Raw genomic sequence first — 16988 nt, forward strand, 5'->3', positions numbered from 1 at the left:
AAGGGACAGCTCTTTCTATTTCGTGTGCTATGTGTCATGTGTCATGGGTAGTGAAGTCCAAGATGGTTAGTGAGGTCACTAGTTTGAAGCAAGTATCTTGATGCTACCAAAGCTCTTATAAAAAACAAGACCCTGGGACACCACCATCACCTGGCTAGTTAAAAAGTTTTTATCCCGGAATGTACCCTATGCAGGACTCTAACGAATCGAGTACACGCTATTAGCCGAAAATCCGCACTTACCGATTTCTAACGAATCGTAGGATCGTTATTGTGCTTGAGTGTGAGAGTTTATCGGCAATTTGAACAAGATTTACCCGAATAAGGTGTCTGAGATTCGTTAGAATTCTCAACGCATGATATTCGGCTAAATAAGGTGCGTTAGATGTAGAGCGTACAGATTATAGCCCACAAAATAGCTAAAGAAATAACTAAAGAAATAGCTGAAAACAATCAAATGTTAGATCCGCAACAGATCAAGATCGAACTCGGGAACAAGTCCTTCCTTCATGGCACGACCAAGAAGTGCAGTAATCGCACCATACCCATCATCGCCCAGGTTGGCGCTAAATTCATTAACGTACAGTCCGATATGCTGTGCAGCAACGTCAGGGTCCATTTCTTGGGCGTGTTCCATCACGTATGCTCTCGACTCATCCGGGTGCGCCCATGCATATTCAACGGAGGCGCGTGCCCATCCGGCGAGGGCGTGAGCATCCATGTTGCGACGTGCAATGATTGCTCCGAGCGGAATCGGAAGACCCGTATCGCTTTCCCACCAGTTACCAAGATCCGTCATCAGTTTGAGATCATAGTTCTGGTATGTGAAGCGTGCTTCATGGATAACAAGTCCGGCATCGATCTTGCCGTCTCGAACAGCAGGCATGATCTGGTCGAATGGCATGACAACAATTTCACCTACGCCGCCAGGAACATTTTGTGCTGCCCATAGACGGAACAACATGTATGCTGTCGAGCGCTCGCTTGGTACAGCGACTCTCCGTCCAGACAGATAGGCTGGATCGGTCGTGCCATTTGCGGTAAGAACCAAAGGACCGCATCCTCTGCCGAGTGCGCCACCAGCAGGGAGTAGAGCATAGTCAGACAACACGTATGGCAATGCTGCATAAGATATTTTCATTACTTCAGGTGTGTCGGGTCCATCGGGATTTGCCGCCAGACCATTGGTAATATCAATATCCGCATAACGGACATCCAGCTCGGGTGCGCCCGGGATCAACCCGTGCACCCACGCGTGGAAGATAAATGTATCATTTGGACAAGGGGAAAATGCAATTTTCATGATGTAATAACCTCCCGTAAAATGGAACTTGCAGCCTGAAGCGCATCGAGGGCATCCTTGATGCGCCAAGCGTCGCGGTCGCGTGGACCGACCGCGTTGGATATGGCCCGCAGTTCGAGTGCTGGCACGCCGAACTGCTGGGCAGCGGTTGCCACGCCGAAGCCTTCCATGCCTTCGGCGGCGGCATCCGGCACGCGGCGCAATAGCTCCGCGGCCGTCTCCGCTGTTCCGGTCGCCGTGGACACGGTGACCGCAGTGCCTCCGCTGACAGCGAGCCCGGCCCGCTGCAGCTCATGGCGCAGGCGAGCGGCAAGCTCCGCGTCCGCCGCCACAATGGACGAGCCGAATCCGAGCTCGTCCACACTAAGGAAGCCGTCTGGCGTCTGCGAACCCAGATCGGCAGCAACCATAGCGTCGGCTACCACGAGGGAGCCGACGTCTGCCCGGCCGGGGAACCCGCCGCCGATGCCGGCACTGATCACCAGCATGTAGGCTGGTGAACTACCGGTCCCGGCAAGGGGCCCCGGCCTTGAAGATGTGGCAGATGTCTGTGCCACATCCGATGGGCTTGGCGCGGTGGAACCGTGCGCCAACGCCATAGTGCTTGCAGCCGCTACGGCATATGCCAATGTAGCGGCTGTTCCTGCTGCGGCCGAGGCTGGGCCAACGCCCGCTGCGATGACGTCAAAACGTTCCGCGGCCGTATCTCCCAAACCACGGAGGACTGCATCTTTTTCCGCATCAACCGCGGTTACAATTAACACACGTTGTGATGAATTTGCTTGTACCGGACTTATATCTGAAGTGTTTATTTCCCCAGTTGAATCACCGTGGTGTCCACTATTTTCGAATGATGCGTTTGGTTTATTATTCTGATCTTCATCCTGTCTATGTTCATTCATCTCGGATTCTCCTTATGAGGTATTAGAGGCGCAGCATATGCTTCCATAGCATCTATCTTACAACAAGCTTTTAGCTACACTTCTTTGAGTTATTACTGGCTTGTATATTTCTGTGTAAATCTATAGTTCAACTTGTATAAATGGAATTCGGGCACATATTTGTTCACTACAAAAGGACATTTATCTTCATTTTGTCTTTCAAAGAGTGGACACTTTTTCTCAAAAGATACTATATCCATTCAGGAAAATGAAACACTACATATAGACTTTTAAGGACTAAAATTTTCAAATAATCTATATGTTGAATATCAATTCCAGGTTGATTGCTTATGTCCGTGTCCACCCTTTGAAAGACATATCTACAATATGTATGCTCAGTGTGGACAGCACGAGTTGGCCCTCCAAACGAACAGATAAACGATTGAAAAGGCTGGAGTCTGCCCGACCCATTCAACGCGAATGATATATAGACCTTCGGATTTTTAGACCAACAAGCCAAATGAATAACGGGCCCAGTCTACACTCGACACTGCATAGTAGCTCCATTTGTGCAAACCCGAATTTAAAGCAAGTACACAGTCTCGCTAACTCTGATTTAGCGGCCTACTGTACGGCCTACCGTTTGTGCAGACAATAGGTCTATAACACAACATATATACGCATAACAGACCTAACAATCAATCAGATTAAACGCGCTCAAAAAAGTAACAAAGATACAATGATTATTGAACAATATTTCATCTCCATCATAACGGAAGGGGAAAGACCTGAACAACCTTTGCATGTAATTCTGTCAAAAGCGGTCAAGCGAAGGTTGCGGGTAGCCGTATCACTTCGAGTAGCCACATCTAGCCATATCGCTTCAGATAGCCGTTTTGCCTCACCTCATGTGAACGTCACCCTGATCGTGCCGCGTCCTAAGTCGAAATGAACTTGCTTCCAATAGTTTTATATGTCAATTAAACCATATAACCTATCTTTATTAACGTACTCCGAATAAAACAGGAAGTCAAAGTCAACAGTTGACAATCCGATTCAACTGTATTAATAATAGTAGTACAGTTAATACACCTAATACACTTCAGATACAGTCATTTAAAACCCATAGGTTATTTCACACATTTACAGAAAGGAGGTGCGGGATGTTCGAATTAGATGTACGCAGCCGTAAGGCGATCTACGAGCAACTGGTGGACAAAGTCAAAGAAATGATCGTATACGGTATTCTAAAGCCCGACGAGCAGCTTCCTTCCGTTCGTGCGTTATCCACGCAGCTGACCGTGAATCCAAATACGATTCAGAAAGCGTATCGTGAGCTTGAACGTGAAGGTTACATTTATTCTTTGCAGGGAAAAGGGAGCTTCGTATCATCGTCAGTGGAACATCCGAATGAAGCCATGAGAGATGAGATCAGAGAGTCTCTGGTGAAGTTGATTGCAGAAGCTTCGTATTCCGGTTTGACAAAAGCGGATATGACGCTTTTGTTTGAGGAAGCGATGGCCCGTATAGAGAAGGAGGAGCCTCATGATTGAGCTGAATCAAGTCGTCAAAGCATTTGAACAGGAAAAGGCAGTGGATGGCGTAACGATGCACATACATAAGGGGTCGATCTATGGTTTGCTCGGTTCCAACGGGGCAGGCAAGACATCGCTGCTCAAAATGATGGCTGGCATTTACCGTCAGGACAGCGGAACAGTTCGTATCGAAGATAATGAGATTTATGAAAATATGGATCTCAAAGGCCGCACCATTTTTATGGCAGATTCGCCCTACTTTTTCCCGCAATCTTCAATAACTCAGATGGCTGCATTTTATCGTTCGGTATATCCGCGCTGGAATGAGGACCGGTTCAAGCAACTGGCTACCGTGTTCAAACTGGATGTAAAACGCAAGTTACATCGCATGTCCAAAGGCATGCGCCGTCAGGCAGCCGTATGGCTGGGACTTAGCTGTATGCCTGAAGTACTGCTGATGGATGAGCCGATTGATGGCCTTGACCCAGTCATGCGTCAGCAGATCAAAAACTTGCTGTTCCAGGAAGCAGCTGAGCGTCAGGTAACCATTGTCATCTCGTCCCACAACTTGCGTGAGATCGAAGATCTGTGTGACCATGTGGCGATTATGCACAAAGGCCGAATTATTGTAGAGAAGGATCTTGATGATCTGAAGGCCGATACGCATAAAATCCAGGTTGCTTTCCGCCACCCGGACCATGCCAAAGCCATGGATGAGCAGATTGATATCTTGCATGAAGAGAAACGGGGAAGCGTATCCCTGTACATTGTCAAAGGCAACCGACAACAGGTAACCGATCAATTCCGTATACATGATCCGTACCTGCTGGATGTACTGCCTCTGACGCTTGAAGAAATCTTTATCTACGAAATGGAGGACGCAGGGTATGATATTCAACCGATTGTTCTGTAACCGGGGCATCCTGATCCAAAATTTCAGACAGCATGGATGGATAGGCATTTTATTTCTCATCACATTGTTGTTCTCACTTCCGTTATATATCGCTACCGAGTACAGGGACGTGCCACAGCAGATTACAAGTTTGTTTCAGGCCAATGGTGAAGTGCAGATTTTGTTCGCTATTACACTGCCCGTAGCGGCTGGAATCTTTCTTTTTCGGTACATTCAATCTGGTGCACCTTCGGATCTGTTCCATAGTTTGCCGTTACGTCGTAAACATCTATTAACGATTAATCTGTTGACCGGATATGCCATGATCCTGATTCCAATCTGGATTACAACTGCGATTACCGGCTGGGTATGGGCGGTACTGGATCAACCTGCGTTTCTGTTCGATGGCAGTACAATCTGGATGTGGGGCTTGAGCATGAGTATCTACTCGCTGTTTATGTTCATGCTAACTGTGGCGGTCGGCATGTGTATAGGTCAATCTGTATTGCAGGGACTCACCGTGTACGCACTCGTCTTGTTACCTGTTGTCGTATGGTTCATTATGTCACTTCATCTCCAGCATTATTTGCTCGGATATGCTTTTGAAGAAGTGGGCTTTAATGCGGAGAAACTCTCACTTGTCCTGCGTGTGGGTTCGATCAGTATCCTCCCTGTAATCCGTCAGGAGTTAATTATCTATGCGATATTTGCAATCCTATTTATTCCTCTAACCTATGTACTTTATGCGAAGAGACAGGTTGAATCTGCTACTCAAGCAGTTACGTTTAAGCTTATAAAACCTATATTCCGCTTTGGATTGATGTTTACATTGGTTCTGATTGGCGGAGGTTACTTTACAATGATTGCTCCAAGAGGATCAGCTGGATGGGGAATATTCGGATATATCCTCGGCGGAATTGTAGGTTATATCGTTGCGGAGATGATTATTCGCAAAACATGGCTGATCTGGAGCAGCAGGCTGTTACCCAAGCTGATTCTATATGGTATCATCGCTGGTCTGATACTGTACGTACCTATTGCCGACTGGAATGGATACGCCGCTCGAGTGCCTGAAATGAGCAAGGTGAACAGCATCAAGCTTGGCGGGGAGAGTTATACCTACAGTAACGGTGTCAGTCAGAAAAAGGACGATGCTCACCTCTATTCTAATGATCCGGAATACATGGGGGCAGTTATCGCTCTTCATCAAAAAATTGTGGATTCCGATCTTCCTTTACTGGATGATCCAATTAATACAGGTATGCGTAATGATGAGTCTATATTAATTAACTACAAGCTGGATAACGGCAAGGTGATGAAACGTAAATACTACATCCCAGAAACGGAATTCCATCAGGAATTAATGGCTCTGAAACAGTCCCAGGATTACAAAAGAGTTGCCTTTGAAACGTATAAGCTGGAAGAAGAGGCATTAAGTTTTGGCATTCGCTCTGCCACTAGTTCATACCGAAAGGTGTATATTAGCAATCCGGAGCAAGTCCGTGAATTCAAGGAACTCTTGAGACAGGACATTTTGGATCAGACCTATGAAGAACAGCGCTCCCCGTGGCAGTCGTTTGCTTACGCAGAGATGAATCAGGATTCGTCTTCAAAAGATCCGTTTCAACCGAGGGAGATGTGGAATTTTGAGATCAAACCTAGCTATGATCGGGTATTGGCTTGGCTGAAGGAGAACAAATTATATGACCAGTTGCTTGTCCAGGCAGATGAGATTGTCTCCGCTCAGTTTGCGAAGCAGGAGATTAACAGTCCGGGTTCGCTTCAGTGGACTACTCCGGAGCCAGAATATATCGATGGAAATCTAAGTGGTAACAAACAGATAGCGACTAAAAACAAAGAAATCATTAGTGATTTGCTCAAACGTCAACGGTCTGGTTATCTAACAGAGAAAGATACCATTTATCAGATCAAGTTGAATGTAACTCGTGGCGAGAACATCTATATGATGCTGAAAGAAGAGGATCTGACCGAGGAAATGAAAGCTATTCTGGTCAATCAATAAGCTAAGCTATATCAGTTGTTATCGATAAGCGGGAAGGGTTCTCCCGTTGATTAAAGGGTTGATATTAGACCAGTCAAACTAGCACGACTTGACCAGATACAACGAATGGAATATATTAGAAAAAGGAAAGGTTCGAGCGACTCGTTCAATCGAATCTCATATGGAACGGCTTATGAGGGAAGCACCCGTAAGAGCAGGCTAATGCCTGACTTGCGGGTGCTTTTTTGTCGTTCGCTGATTTCGTTGGCTATTTTGCTACATATTTTAGAAGAAAGGGTGTAGAGACGCATGCAAACAGAAGCATGGAAGGAAACGATAGGTGATCAGGAGGCGATGCTAGCCATGGTATGTGGTCGTTCCCCATTGGAACGATCAAGCTCACATCACTTCATGGAACATCATGGCTTGGTAGAAGGAAAGAAGGGTCGACAGCATATCGAAGATATAGCTACAGAAGATATATCTTTAATGGAGACGAGTGACATTCTATTCCCTTCTCCAATAGCAGGTAGCTATAGTCAAATGATGGAACAAAGTAACGTCCGGCGTCGTCAATTGCCATCATTCGCTCATCTTATTTTCGGATCACGCCTGCTCATAGGGCTTGTAATTCTGTTCAGCGCAGGCACGATCTATTTTGCTTCTTCAGTGGAGGCTGCGGGCATAGATCTTGGCGTAACCGCGCAAAAAGCCTGGGATTCCGTTTTGAACAAAGCCGATGCACAAACCAAGTTAACGTTGAAGCAAGCGTACGAGAAAGTGGGGAACTGGAAGAGACAAGAGCAGGCTTGGGAACAAAAAATAAAGACACTTCATGCCGCCAATACCGCGGAATTGGAGCGATTACGTGTAGAAATAAGACAAACCGATGACGCGAAGGACGCAGCTCTAGCTGAAAAGGTAAAGCAAACCCAAGCCCGATATGAGCCGCTATTCGCCCTCTATAGTTCAGTCAATCGACAGTTGGATGCAGCCAAAGCCATCAAAAATAAGGAATGGACTGCAGCGATCCGTACTCAGGCAGAGACGTTGAGACCCGTTGTGAAACTTGCCAGAGAAGACATCCGGATCAAGAAAAAGGAACTTGCTGAAGCACGTAAACGGAAGAACACTGAAATAAAACGCTTACGAGCTATGCTAGCAGGGGCCGACTCGGCGAAAAAACAGATTCAAACGGCTAAAAAACAGGCAACTCTGGCAAAAGAACGATATTCCAATGCTCTACAACAGTTCAAACAGAATACAAAGCAAGGCCAAACGTCACGTGTACTCAGCTCATTGAACACATTGGCTTCTGCAGCAGAGAAGTGGACAGGCACAAAACAAAACATTCATACACTGGAGCAAAAAGTATCTACTACGTATGTGAAAGTCAGACAGGAAATCGCGAAGAGACCCAAATAAGAGGAAACCTGATTCTCCCTGCTACGTACACCACTTTAGATGTAAAGACGCTTCGATGATGATGGAACGAGGTGGAACTATTGCAGTCCAAATTGGAAACGAAACGTACGGGGGCAAAAGGTTTTAAACGTAAACGGTACTGGATTCCCAGCGTTGTACTCATTTTGATCATAGGTTTTATTGGGATTGGTGCACAATGGACACCTAAAATAACGGTGTTTTTATTAAAATCATTAATTGAAACTGCTAATCCAGACATGAATAACAAGGACACTATGCTCTCGGATGGGATAACTCGTGTTGCGGATGTACTCTATGCAGACGAAGGGCGTAATGACAGTACGCTGGATATCTATTATCCTTCCGTAACTTCGGAACCTTTGCCTGTCGTGCTGTGGGTTCATGGCGGTGGATGGGTCTTGGGAGACAAAGCGGACATCGCAGAGTATGCCGTACAATTAGCCAAGCAGGGTTACGTTGTCGTCAGTATGAATTATGCGCTCGCACCAGATACGACATATCCCACTCCCGTGATCCAGACGAATCAGGCTTTGATGTATGTGAAGAACCATGTCAGCGAGTATCAGGGTGACCCGGAAAACATATTTCTCGCAGGCAATTCGGCAGGTGCCCAGATTGCAAGTCAGACTGCGGCAGTGGTGACGAATCCATCCCTTGCCAAGCTCATGAATATAACACCATCCGTTCAGCCAGAAGAATTACGTGGGGTTCTTCTATTCTGTGGTCCTTACAATCTGAGCACAGTAGCGGAAACAGGCTTTCCACTCATACGTACATTTCTCTGGTCATATACGGGAGTCAAAACATTTGAAGACTATCCACGCCTGCATGAAATGTCGACCGTGCTTCAGGCCACAGCAGCGTACCCACCTGCATTCATTACCTCAGGCAATGATGACCCGTTGACCGGTCAATCGATTGAGCTGGCACAAGTCTTGAAGCGACTTGATGTTGATACGGAAACTTTATTTTTCTCGAACTCGTCAGAGAAGCTGGGACATGATTATCAATTTGATCTGGAGAGTGAAGCTGGTCAACAGGCGATACATTCGGCAGTACGCTTTATGCAACAGTATAGTCGATGAGCAGACAAGTCTGTGGTACACTCGAAGCAAATGAGGGCGCAGGAGGAGAAGCATGTCAGACAAAGAAGATTTGACCCGGTTCGGTGTGGCATTTCCTACACCTCTGATTGAGCAGTTTGACCATTATATTGAGGAACAGGGATACAAAAACAGATCTGAGGCTTTCCGTGATCTTGTTCGCAAAACATTACTGCAACCTTCTGCATTACAATCCGACCAGGATGTGGCAGGCACCATTGTGATGGTCTACGATCACCATATCAGTGATCTTCCCATTCGTTTGATGGAGCTGCAACATGAGGCGCATCATGACATCATTTCCAATATGCACGTGCACCTGAACCATGACCAATGCCTGGAGGTTATTGCCGTACGAGGGAATTTGGGGCGATTGCGTCATCTGCATCAGCAGATCCAGGTGCAAAAAGGTGTTTTGTATGCGGAGCTGTCTGTGACTTATGTAGATGAACTCAACAAACTGGCTCATGCTCAGAGTAGCGGTCAGGATGGCAATCCAATTCAAAGTCTGGATCATAATCACAGTGCGGGGCAGCATGGTCACAGCCATCATCATCATCGCTCTACGGAGTAAGACAAATACGAGTGTAATTTCTATGAAAATATAGCAAATCTAAAAAACAGACTATTGGTTAGATGCCACCGTCTGTTTTTTTTGTTTGTTATAATACCTGACTTTATGGAGCGCTACAAATGCTCGGTTATATAAGTTTTTATTTATTGATTCTGAAAAATGAAAAAATATGGATTGTGAAGTTAACTTTGTTGACATGCTATTTATGTTTTGTGCTACAATTTCTCTAAAAAGTAACACGAAAAAAGGGAGTGCAGCACATATTTAGAGGGGGAACGACCAGAATGGGCAGATTTTCATGGAGATGGGGAAAACGAAAAGGTAGAACAGGATTAGGCATTTTGCTTGTATGTTCCATTGGTTTATCTGGTTGTGCACAGGGCACAGCGCCAACAGCTTCGTCATTAGAGAATGGACAGTCAGGAACAAACTCAACCAAAGACGAATTGGTGCTGGCCGTTGGCACCGAGCCGGAAGGCGGGTTTGATCCAACAACCGGATGGGGGCAGTATGGTTCACCACTTTTCCAGAGTACTTTGCTAAAGAGAGATGCCAAACTTCAACTGGTTAACGATCTGGCTACTGAATACTCCGTTAGTGAAGATGGGTTAACCTGGGCGGTCACACTTCGGAACGATGTGAAATTCTCTGATGGGGAACCCCTGACGGCTGAGGATGTAAAATTTACGTTTGAAACAGCTGCTAAGAGTGGGTCCGTGATTGATCTGACCAATATGGCTGATGTACAGGCACCTGATGATAGCACGGTCTTATTTACACTGAAATCGCCACAATCTACATTCATCAGTCTGCTGACGACACTTGGCATTGTACCTGAACACGCCTATGGCGCTGATTATGCAGAGCATCCGGTTGGATCAGGACCGTACAAGCTGGTTCAGTGGGACAAAGGACAACAGGCCATCGTGGAAGCCAATGAAGAATATTACGGTAACAAGTCTGCATTCCACAAACTCACCTTCCTCTATCTGGATGAAGATGCAGCCTACGCCGCTGCACAGGCAGGTACAGTGGATATCGCTGCGATCCCGGCAGCGTTTAGCAAACAACAGGTGAATGGCATGACATTGGAGGCCGTGAAAACCGTAGATAACCGGGGCATCGTGTTCCCCATGCAGCCTGCTGGTGCCAAGTCGGGCGATGGTCTTCCCGCAGGGAATGATGTGACATCCAATCTGGCCATTCGCCAAGCGGTGAATGTTGTGATTGATCGTAAGGCTTTGGTTGAGGGTGTACTGGAAGGGTACGGTCGTCCAGCCTATTCCGTTAGTGATGATCTGCCTTGGAGTAATGTGGAAGCTGTATTTACGGATGCCAATCTCGAAGAAGCGAAGCGCATTCTGACGTCTGGTGGCTGGGTGGATGCGGATGGTGATGGTGTCGTCGAGAAAAACGGAGTTAAGGCCGAATTCAATCTGCTTTATTTTGCAGGTGATTTAACAAGACAATCTCTGGCACTGGCTGCTGCGGATATGGTTGCCCAGGCTGGAATTAAAATCAATATTGAAGGCAAAAGCCGTGAAGAGACGAAAAAGATGGCATACTCCAACGCTGTATTATTTGGTTGGGGCAGTCATGATCCACTAGAGACGTATAACCTCTATAGTAGTACTCACAAAGGAGAAGGGTATTACAATGTGGGGCTGTATAGCAATCCTGTCGTGGATTCTTGGATGGAGAAAGCCCTTCATGCTACAAGTGAAGAAGAGGCATTACCGTTCTGGCAGAAAGCGGAATGGGATGGAACAACAGGTTTCAGTTATCAGGGGGATGCGCCATGGGCGTGGCTCGTAAATATAGATCATCTATATCTGGTTACGAATGGACTAGACATTGGCGAGCAGCAGATCCACCCCCATGGTCACGGCTGGCCGGTGACATCCAATCTGGAGGAATGGTCCTGGGATAACAGCACGAAATAGGAAATAGAAAACCTAGCAGTAGCTTTAGCCTGAATTGGGGAGAGATTGGATGACGGGCAGGAATGGATGGGCCAGATTTGTTGGTTATAAAGTGTTGCGACTCGTATCTCTATTGATTGGAGTCAGTGTGTTGTCTTTTATATTAATGCAATTTTCCCCTGTGGACCCGATCGAAGCTTACATTGGTGGGGATATGATCAGGGTAAGTGCCGAACAGCGCAGTTTAATCGAAGAGCGTTGGGGGTTGAATGAATCTCCAATGGAACGATTGCTGACCTGGGGACAAGCACTTATTCAGGGAGATTTGGGAACATCAATGATCTACAGACAGCCTGTAGCGGATATTATCCAGGAACGATTCATGAATTCTGTCGCGCTTATGGCAGTAGCCTGGCTACTGTCTGGTATCTTCGGGTTCACTCTTGGTGTAGTTGCTGCCATGAGAAGGGATTCAAGGCTGGATCGCCTGATCTGCTGGTATTGTTACACGCTGGCCTCCACGCCGGTATTCTGGATTGCGCTGTTGCTGCTAATGGTATTTGGGGTGTGGCTCGGATGGCTTCCAGTTGGCCTTGGGGTACCCGCAGGGATGTCGGCTGATCAGGTGACCTGGGGCGATCGGGCTATTCATATGATTCTGCCAGCGTTGACTCTCAGTCTGACCGGAGTAGCTTCCATCGCTTTGCATACCCGGCAGAAGCTTACGGATGTGCTGGAGTCGGATTATATTCTGTTTGCGAGAGCGCGGGGTGAGCGTGGATTTCAGCTGTTCCGTCGACATGGGTTCAGACATGTTGTCTTGCCGGCCATCACGCTGCAGTTTGCTTCGTTCAGTGAACTGTTCGGTGGGGCTGTGCTTGCAGAACAGGTATTTTCATACCCAGGCCTTGGTCAGGCAACGGTTCAGGCGGGGTTGCGTGGAGATGTTCCACTGCTGCTTGGACTTGTGATGTGCAGTGCGATTTTTGTTTTCACAGGTAATATGGTTGCCGACATTCTGTATCGTATGATTGATCCACGGATGAAGGAGGAGCTGATGTCATGAAGCAGACGCTAGAACGCTCCTCCGAGCAGACGGCAGAAACAGTCGAAGTACAGAAAGTGAAAACTGCGAATCAAGAGGTACGGTACATGGCCGCCAGAAACCAACATTCCCGCAATCCTCGCCAAAGAGCGGTGATCTGGGGAAGCCTTGCGGTGATCTGGATTGCCGTTGTGTGGTTGACGGGCAGGCTGCTTCCGGCTGGTTCTACGCTGACTTCATTAATGGATCGGAATTTGGCTCCAACCTGGGCGCATCCATTTGGCACGGATTGGCTCGGAAGAGATATGTTCATGCGTACATTAAAAGGTTTGGCAACCAGCATTCAAGTGGGATTACTTGCTGCATGTGGTGGCGGATTGATCGCAATGTTATTAGGTTTGGCTGCCGCTTCAAGCAAGGCTGCTGACCGGGTCATCTCCTGGATTATCGACCTGTTTCTCAGTGTGCCTCATCTGGTATCACTCGTTATGTTGGCCTTTGTATTTGGTGGAGGTTTGGCAGGAGTGGCGGCAGCAATTGCCCTGACGCACTGGCCAAATCTGGCCCGGATTGTACGAGCAGAGATGATTCAACTGAAATCCGCAGAATACATTCAGATCTCACACAAGTTGGGTCAATCGCGGTTACAGATTGCGGTGCAGCATATGCTGCCACATCTGGTCCCACAACTGTTTGTGGGCGTACTGTTAATTTTTCCCCATGCGATTCTGCATGAGGCAGCCATTACGTTTCTGGGGCTGGGGTTGTCCCCGCAGCAACCGGCAATTGGCATTATTTTGTCAGAGTCGATGAGATATTTATCTGCTGGCATGTGGTGGCTCGCCTTTTTCCCGGGACTGGCATTATTGCTGGTTGTTCGTGCGTTTGATGTGTTGGGCAACAGTCTGAAGACGTTGACGGGTACAGGTAGTTCAAGGGAGGTGAGGTAAATATGGCTCTTCTTGATATTGAGGGGGTATCGGTGTCATTTCGGCGCGCTCGTGGTTGGTTTGGACACGAACAGATTGATGTCATTCAGAATCTGGATCTTTCCATAAACGAGGGTGAGATCGTGGCTGTAGTAGGCGCAAGCGGATCAGGTAAAAGTGTACTTGCGCAGGCCATTATGGGCATTCTGCCTGCCAATGCCAAGTTGGAAGGTAGAATGAGCTATAATGGTGAGCCTTTGACTCCAGAGCGGCAGCTTCATCTGCGTGGTGATGAACTGATGTTAATCCCGCAATCCGTCAGTTATTTGGACCCGCTGATGAAGGTGGGGAGGCAAGTTCAGCCGATAACTCGAGATTTGGAAAGGAAGCGTAGATTCATGAATCAAACCCACTTGAAAAAGACAGAGCAGGAGCTGACGGATCGTTATCATCTTCCTCAAGGAACAGCCGGGAAATACCCGTTTGAGTTGTCCGGAGGTATGGCAAGACGGGTGTTGATGGCTACAGCGACATCAGGCCAGCCGAAGCTGATCATTGCCGATGAGCCCACACCGGGTATCCATCCCGAAGTGCTGGTCGAGACGATGAGGCAATTTCGTGAGCTTGCGAATCAAGGCGTAGGCATTCTATGGATTACCCATGATGTCACGACTGCCCTGACGGCTGCTGATCGCATCGCTGTATTTTATGCGGGTGCCAATGTAGAGACAGCGCAGGTGGATGATTTTACGGGGAATGGAGAACGACTGCGCCATCCGTATACGAAAGCCCTCTGGAATGCGTTGCCGCAAAATGGATTTCAGCCACTCCCAGGCTCCCAGCCGTTAGCGGGTCAAGAGATCATCACGGGATGTTCATTTGTTCCCCGATGTAGCTCAGCAACCGTTGCATGTACCCGCGAACGTCCTCCGCTTCGTCAGGTACGAGGCGGAGAAGTGAGGTGTCTCCATGTCACTTGAAGCACAGGAAGTAAGTTATCGTTACGATCAGAAATCGTGGGTGTTTCAGCAGATGAACATGCAGGTGCAACAAGGCGAAGTCGTTGGGTTGTGGGGACCGAGTGGCTGTGGGAAAACAAGCCTTGGGCGCATCCTTGCAGGATATGCCGAACCCGTGGCAGGACAAGTATTACTGGATGGTGAACCACTCCCTCGTACAGGAGTATGTCCAGTTCAGCTGGTATTCCAGCATCCGGAGAAAGCTGTGAATCCACGCTGGCGGATGCGGCGTGTACTTCAGGAGGCGGCTGTGCAGGATGAGCAGTTGCTCGAAGCTTTGGGGATTCAGCAAGCTTGGCTGGACCGCAGACCGGGTGAATTATCCGGTGGGGAACTGCAACGATTCTGTGTGGCGCGAGCACTCGGTACATCGACACGTTATGTGATTGCAGATGAAATGACCACGATGCTGGATGCGATCACTCAGGCACAGATCTGGCATACCGTGATGGAAGTGGCTCGCCAGCGTGATCTGGGATTACTGATCATAAGCCATGATCGGGATTTGCTGAACAGGTTATGCGACAGAATTACACCGATGCCGATGTCGATGTCACTGTAGTTTTAATTAGTTTTGAATAAATAAAATGATTGAATACAAAAGGGCACCCCTTGTGAAGTCATTGACCATGAATGTGAGTCATGGACTTGACTACGGGGCACCCCTTTTTCCATTTTACAGATATTCACCATTTAATGAACAGTACACGTTTTGTTCGAAACATACATAGATGTAATTGACAGCTTATTTGCCCGACACATTGCTTAACAACACAGATAATCTGCGCATCGCCTCTTCAACCGTAGAACGTGGACAGGCTACATTAATACGCATGAACCCTGTACCCTCCGTTCCAAAGAAGCTCCCGTCATTGAAAGCAAGCCCTGCTTCATGAAGAAGCATGTTGCATAGTTGTGCATGTGGGATATTCAGCTCCCGGAAATCCATCCATAACAGATAGGTCGCTTCGGGCAGATGCATTTTAATCTGAGGCATGTGTTCCGCGACATATTGCTGTACATACTCCATATTTCCACGGATATAGGCAAGGCACTCATCCAGCCATTCCTCAGCTCCGTTGTAAGCAGCTTCAGTTGCAACAGCACCCAGTGTGCTGATACTGGCAAGTCCCATCGTTTTTACACCCTGCGCGAACGATTCTCGTAACTTGGCATTGGGGATAATGATGTTGGATGTGCAGAGGCCAGGAATATTGAACGTTTTGCTTGGAGCCGTACAGATGATACTTAGATCAGAGACGGCGTCCGAGATCAGGGTCAATGGTGTATGAGTTCCCCGCTGATGAACAAGATCGGCATGAATTTCATCTGAAACCATCAGTACGTTGTATTGCAGACACAGTGACGTAAGCCCTTTAAGCTCCTCACGAGTCCATACCCGTCCAACCGGGTTATGAGGACTGCACAGAATCAGCATTTTGACCCGACCGGTCTGCAAGCTGGATTCCAGTTGTTCCAGATCCATCGTGTAATGACCGTCATTCTCTACCAGAGGATTGGTGATCAGTTCACGACCTTGACCACGTACTACTTCATAGAAGGGCGCATACACTGGAGTTTGGATGACCACTGCATCTCCCGGCCCCGTGAATCGTTGTACAGCAATACTGAGTGCGGGCACAATACCTGGAGTGAACACAATCCAGTCATCGTTAATTTTCCAGTTGTGGCGCCGTTCCATCCAGTCTGCAACAGCGGCATGATACGCTTCAGTCCGCACTGTATAACCAAAAATCCCGTGCTCCATCCGTGTTTGCAGGGCCTGAATGACGGATGGTGGAGCAGCAAAATCCATATCGGCCACCCACATCGGAAGCGCATCAGCAGCACCGAAGATCTCCTCAAGCGCATCCCATTTTTCTGATCCGGTAGAGATCCGGTTAATAGACTGATCAAATGTACTGTTATTGTTATTCATCGTATTTAATCCCCCTTGAGTTCCGTTCCTTTGACCACAAATCGACAAATAATTATCTAATACATTGGTTAATTTCGCAACTGTTGTGTGTGTGTACGATTAGCTTCATATGTACGGTCCGGAATTCAGGACTTTATTCATATAAGAACAACTTAACGAGCCAGAGAACAGCAGGCATACAACAAAGACTATTTTTGTACGCCCTTGGTCCTGTTTTGTTCTTATATTATTTACAACCCCTTGTCAGATGCTATTATATTGCTAACATTTGGTGGAATAACGGGCTGTTATCCGAATAAGCTCGTATCCATACATGATGAGCATAACTACATGAGTCTTTCGTGTACATCGAGCGATCGTCTTGAATCGTATTATGTAAGGCTGACATTTGAACTCAGG

The 16988-nt window shown here is 47.4% G+C and carries 14 protein-coding genes; 11 read left to right on the plus strand and 3 right to left on the minus strand.

Annotated features, from left to right (window positions below; translation table 11 throughout):
* Window positions 1-459: 459 nt before the first annotated feature.
* Both MHB85_RS05500 and MHB85_RS05505 read right to left on the minus strand, forming a co-directional pair.
* The gene (locus MHB85_RS05500; protein WP_091015692.1) at window positions 460-1302 is read right to left on the minus strand and encodes a 1,4-dihydroxy-6-naphthoate synthase; all 843 of its coding nucleotides are present in this window, start codon (window positions 1300-1302) and stop codon (window positions 460-462) included.
* A complete protein-coding gene (locus MHB85_RS05505) occupies window positions 1299-2204 on the minus strand; it encodes a futalosine hydrolase (RefSeq protein WP_197997767.1) in 906 nt (301 codons plus the stop codon). Before MHB85_RS05505 ends, MHB85_RS05500 begins: the two co-directional genes overlap by 4 nt.
* A gap of 1142 nt (window positions 2205-3346) precedes the next feature.
* On the opposite strand from MHB85_RS05505, the gene MHB85_RS05510 reads away from it, so the two are divergent.
* The 11 genes from MHB85_RS05510 (at window position 3347) to MHB85_RS05560 (ending at window position 15212) form a co-directional block, all read left to right on the plus strand.
* Window positions 3347-3736, plus strand: coding sequence for a GntR family transcriptional regulator (locus MHB85_RS05510; RefSeq protein ID WP_036606399.1), 390 nt, complete (start codon window positions 3347-3349; stop codon window positions 3734-3736).
* Window positions 3729-4631, plus strand: a complete 903-nt coding sequence (locus MHB85_RS05515) for an ABC transporter ATP-binding protein (RefSeq protein ID WP_192132862.1) — start codon at window positions 3729-3731, stop codon at window positions 4629-4631. The genes MHB85_RS05510 and MHB85_RS05515 overlap by 8 nt, the downstream gene beginning before the upstream one ends.
* Window positions 4606-6633: a hypothetical protein gene (locus MHB85_RS05520; RefSeq protein WP_192132864.1), complete on the plus strand. Its 2028-nt coding sequence runs from the start codon at window positions 4606-4608 to the stop codon at window positions 6631-6633. Before MHB85_RS05515 ends, MHB85_RS05520 begins: the two co-directional genes overlap by 26 nt.
* A gap of 288 nt (window positions 6634-6921) precedes the next feature.
* Complete coding sequence (locus MHB85_RS05525; protein WP_341072587.1) at window positions 6922-8037, plus strand: hypothetical protein; 1116 nt, start codon at window positions 6922-6924, stop codon at window positions 8035-8037.
* A gap of 92 nt (window positions 8038-8129) precedes the next feature.
* Window positions 8130-9143 (plus strand): alpha/beta hydrolase, encoded by a 1014-nt coding sequence (locus tag MHB85_RS05530; RefSeq protein WP_341072588.1) that lies wholly within the window; start codon window positions 8130-8132, stop codon window positions 9141-9143.
* Window positions 9144-9195: 52 nt separating this feature from the next.
* Window positions 9196-9735 carry a nickel-responsive transcriptional regulator NikR gene (nikR, locus tag MHB85_RS05535; RefSeq protein WP_210109615.1) on the plus strand — a complete coding sequence of 180 codons (540 nt, stop codon included), beginning with the start codon at window positions 9196-9198 and terminating at the stop codon, window positions 9733-9735.
* A 284-nt stretch (window positions 9736-10019) separates the two neighbouring features.
* A complete protein-coding gene (locus tag MHB85_RS05540; RefSeq protein WP_341072589.1) occupies window positions 10020-11678 on the plus strand; it encodes an ABC transporter substrate-binding protein in 1659 nt (552 codons plus the stop codon).
* A gap of 49 nt (window positions 11679-11727) precedes the next feature.
* Window positions 11728-12723, plus strand: a complete 996-nt coding sequence (locus tag MHB85_RS05545; protein WP_341072591.1) for an ABC transporter permease — start codon at window positions 11728-11730, stop codon at window positions 12721-12723.
* Window positions 12720-13652, plus strand: coding sequence for an ABC transporter permease (locus tag MHB85_RS05550; protein WP_341072592.1), 933 nt, complete (start codon window positions 12720-12722; stop codon window positions 13650-13652). The genes MHB85_RS05545 and MHB85_RS05550 overlap by 4 nt, the downstream gene beginning before the upstream one ends.
* A 2-nt stretch (window positions 13653-13654) precedes the next feature.
* A complete protein-coding gene (locus MHB85_RS05555; protein WP_341072593.1) occupies window positions 13655-14611 on the plus strand; it encodes an ABC transporter ATP-binding protein in 957 nt (318 codons plus the stop codon).
* Window positions 14601-15212: an ABC transporter ATP-binding protein gene (locus MHB85_RS05560; protein WP_341072595.1), complete on the plus strand. Its 612-nt coding sequence runs from the start codon at window positions 14601-14603 to the stop codon at window positions 15210-15212. Before MHB85_RS05555 ends, MHB85_RS05560 begins: the two co-directional genes overlap by 11 nt.
* 183 nt (window positions 15213-15395) lie before the next feature.
* Here MHB85_RS05560 and MHB85_RS05565 read toward each other — a convergent pair whose 3' ends face one another.
* Window positions 15396-16589, minus strand: a complete 1194-nt coding sequence (locus MHB85_RS05565) for a MalY/PatB family protein (protein ID WP_341072596.1) — start codon at window positions 16587-16589, stop codon at window positions 15396-15398.
* Window positions 16590-16988: the final 399 nt, after the last annotated feature.

Origin of the sequence: Paenibacillus sp. FSL K6-4396 (assembly GCF_038002525.1) — a bacterium.
In the GTDB taxonomy this organism is placed as follows: Bacteria; Bacillota; Bacilli; order Paenibacillales; family Paenibacillaceae; genus Paenibacillus; species Paenibacillus amylolyticus_B.

Bases quoted from the DNA above. Each gene is read 5' to 3' on its own strand.
- MHB85_RS05500 (WP_091015692.1), bottom strand. From the start codon at position 1,302: ATGAAAATTGCATTTTCCCCTTGTCCAAATGATACATTTATCTTCCAC.
- MHB85_RS05505 (WP_197997767.1), bottom strand. From the start codon at position 2,204: ATGAATGAACATAGACAGGATGAAGATCAGAATAATAAACCAAACGCA.
- MHB85_RS05510 (WP_036606399.1), top strand. From the start codon at position 3,347: ATGTTCGAATTAGATGTACGCAGCCGTAAGGCGATCTACGAGCAACTG.
- MHB85_RS05515 (WP_192132862.1), top strand. From the start codon at position 3,729: ATGATTGAGCTGAATCAAGTCGTCAAAGCATTTGAACAGGAAAAGGCA.
- MHB85_RS05520 (WP_192132864.1), top strand. From the start codon at position 4,606: ATGATATTCAACCGATTGTTCTGTAACCGGGGCATCCTGATCCAAAAT.
- MHB85_RS05525 (WP_341072587.1), top strand. From the start codon at position 6,922: ATGCAAACAGAAGCATGGAAGGAAACGATAGGTGATCAGGAGGCGATG.
- nikR (WP_210109615.1), top strand. From the start codon at position 9,196: ATGTCAGACAAAGAAGATTTGACCCGGTTCGGTGTGGCATTTCCTACA.
- MHB85_RS05540 (WP_341072589.1), top strand. From the start codon at position 10,020: ATGGGCAGATTTTCATGGAGATGGGGAAAACGAAAAGGTAGAACAGGA.
- MHB85_RS05545 (WP_341072591.1), top strand. From the start codon at position 11,728: ATGACGGGCAGGAATGGATGGGCCAGATTTGTTGGTTATAAAGTGTTG.
- MHB85_RS05550 (WP_341072592.1), top strand. From the start codon at position 12,720: ATGAAGCAGACGCTAGAACGCTCCTCCGAGCAGACGGCAGAAACAGTC.
- MHB85_RS05555 (WP_341072593.1), top strand. From the start codon at position 13,655: ATGGCTCTTCTTGATATTGAGGGGGTATCGGTGTCATTTCGGCGCGCT.
- MHB85_RS05560 (WP_341072595.1), top strand. From the start codon at position 14,601: ATGTCACTTGAAGCACAGGAAGTAAGTTATCGTTACGATCAGAAATCG.
- MHB85_RS05565 (WP_341072596.1), bottom strand. From the start codon at position 16,589: ATGAATAACAATAACAGTACATTTGATCAGTCTATTAACCGGATCTCT.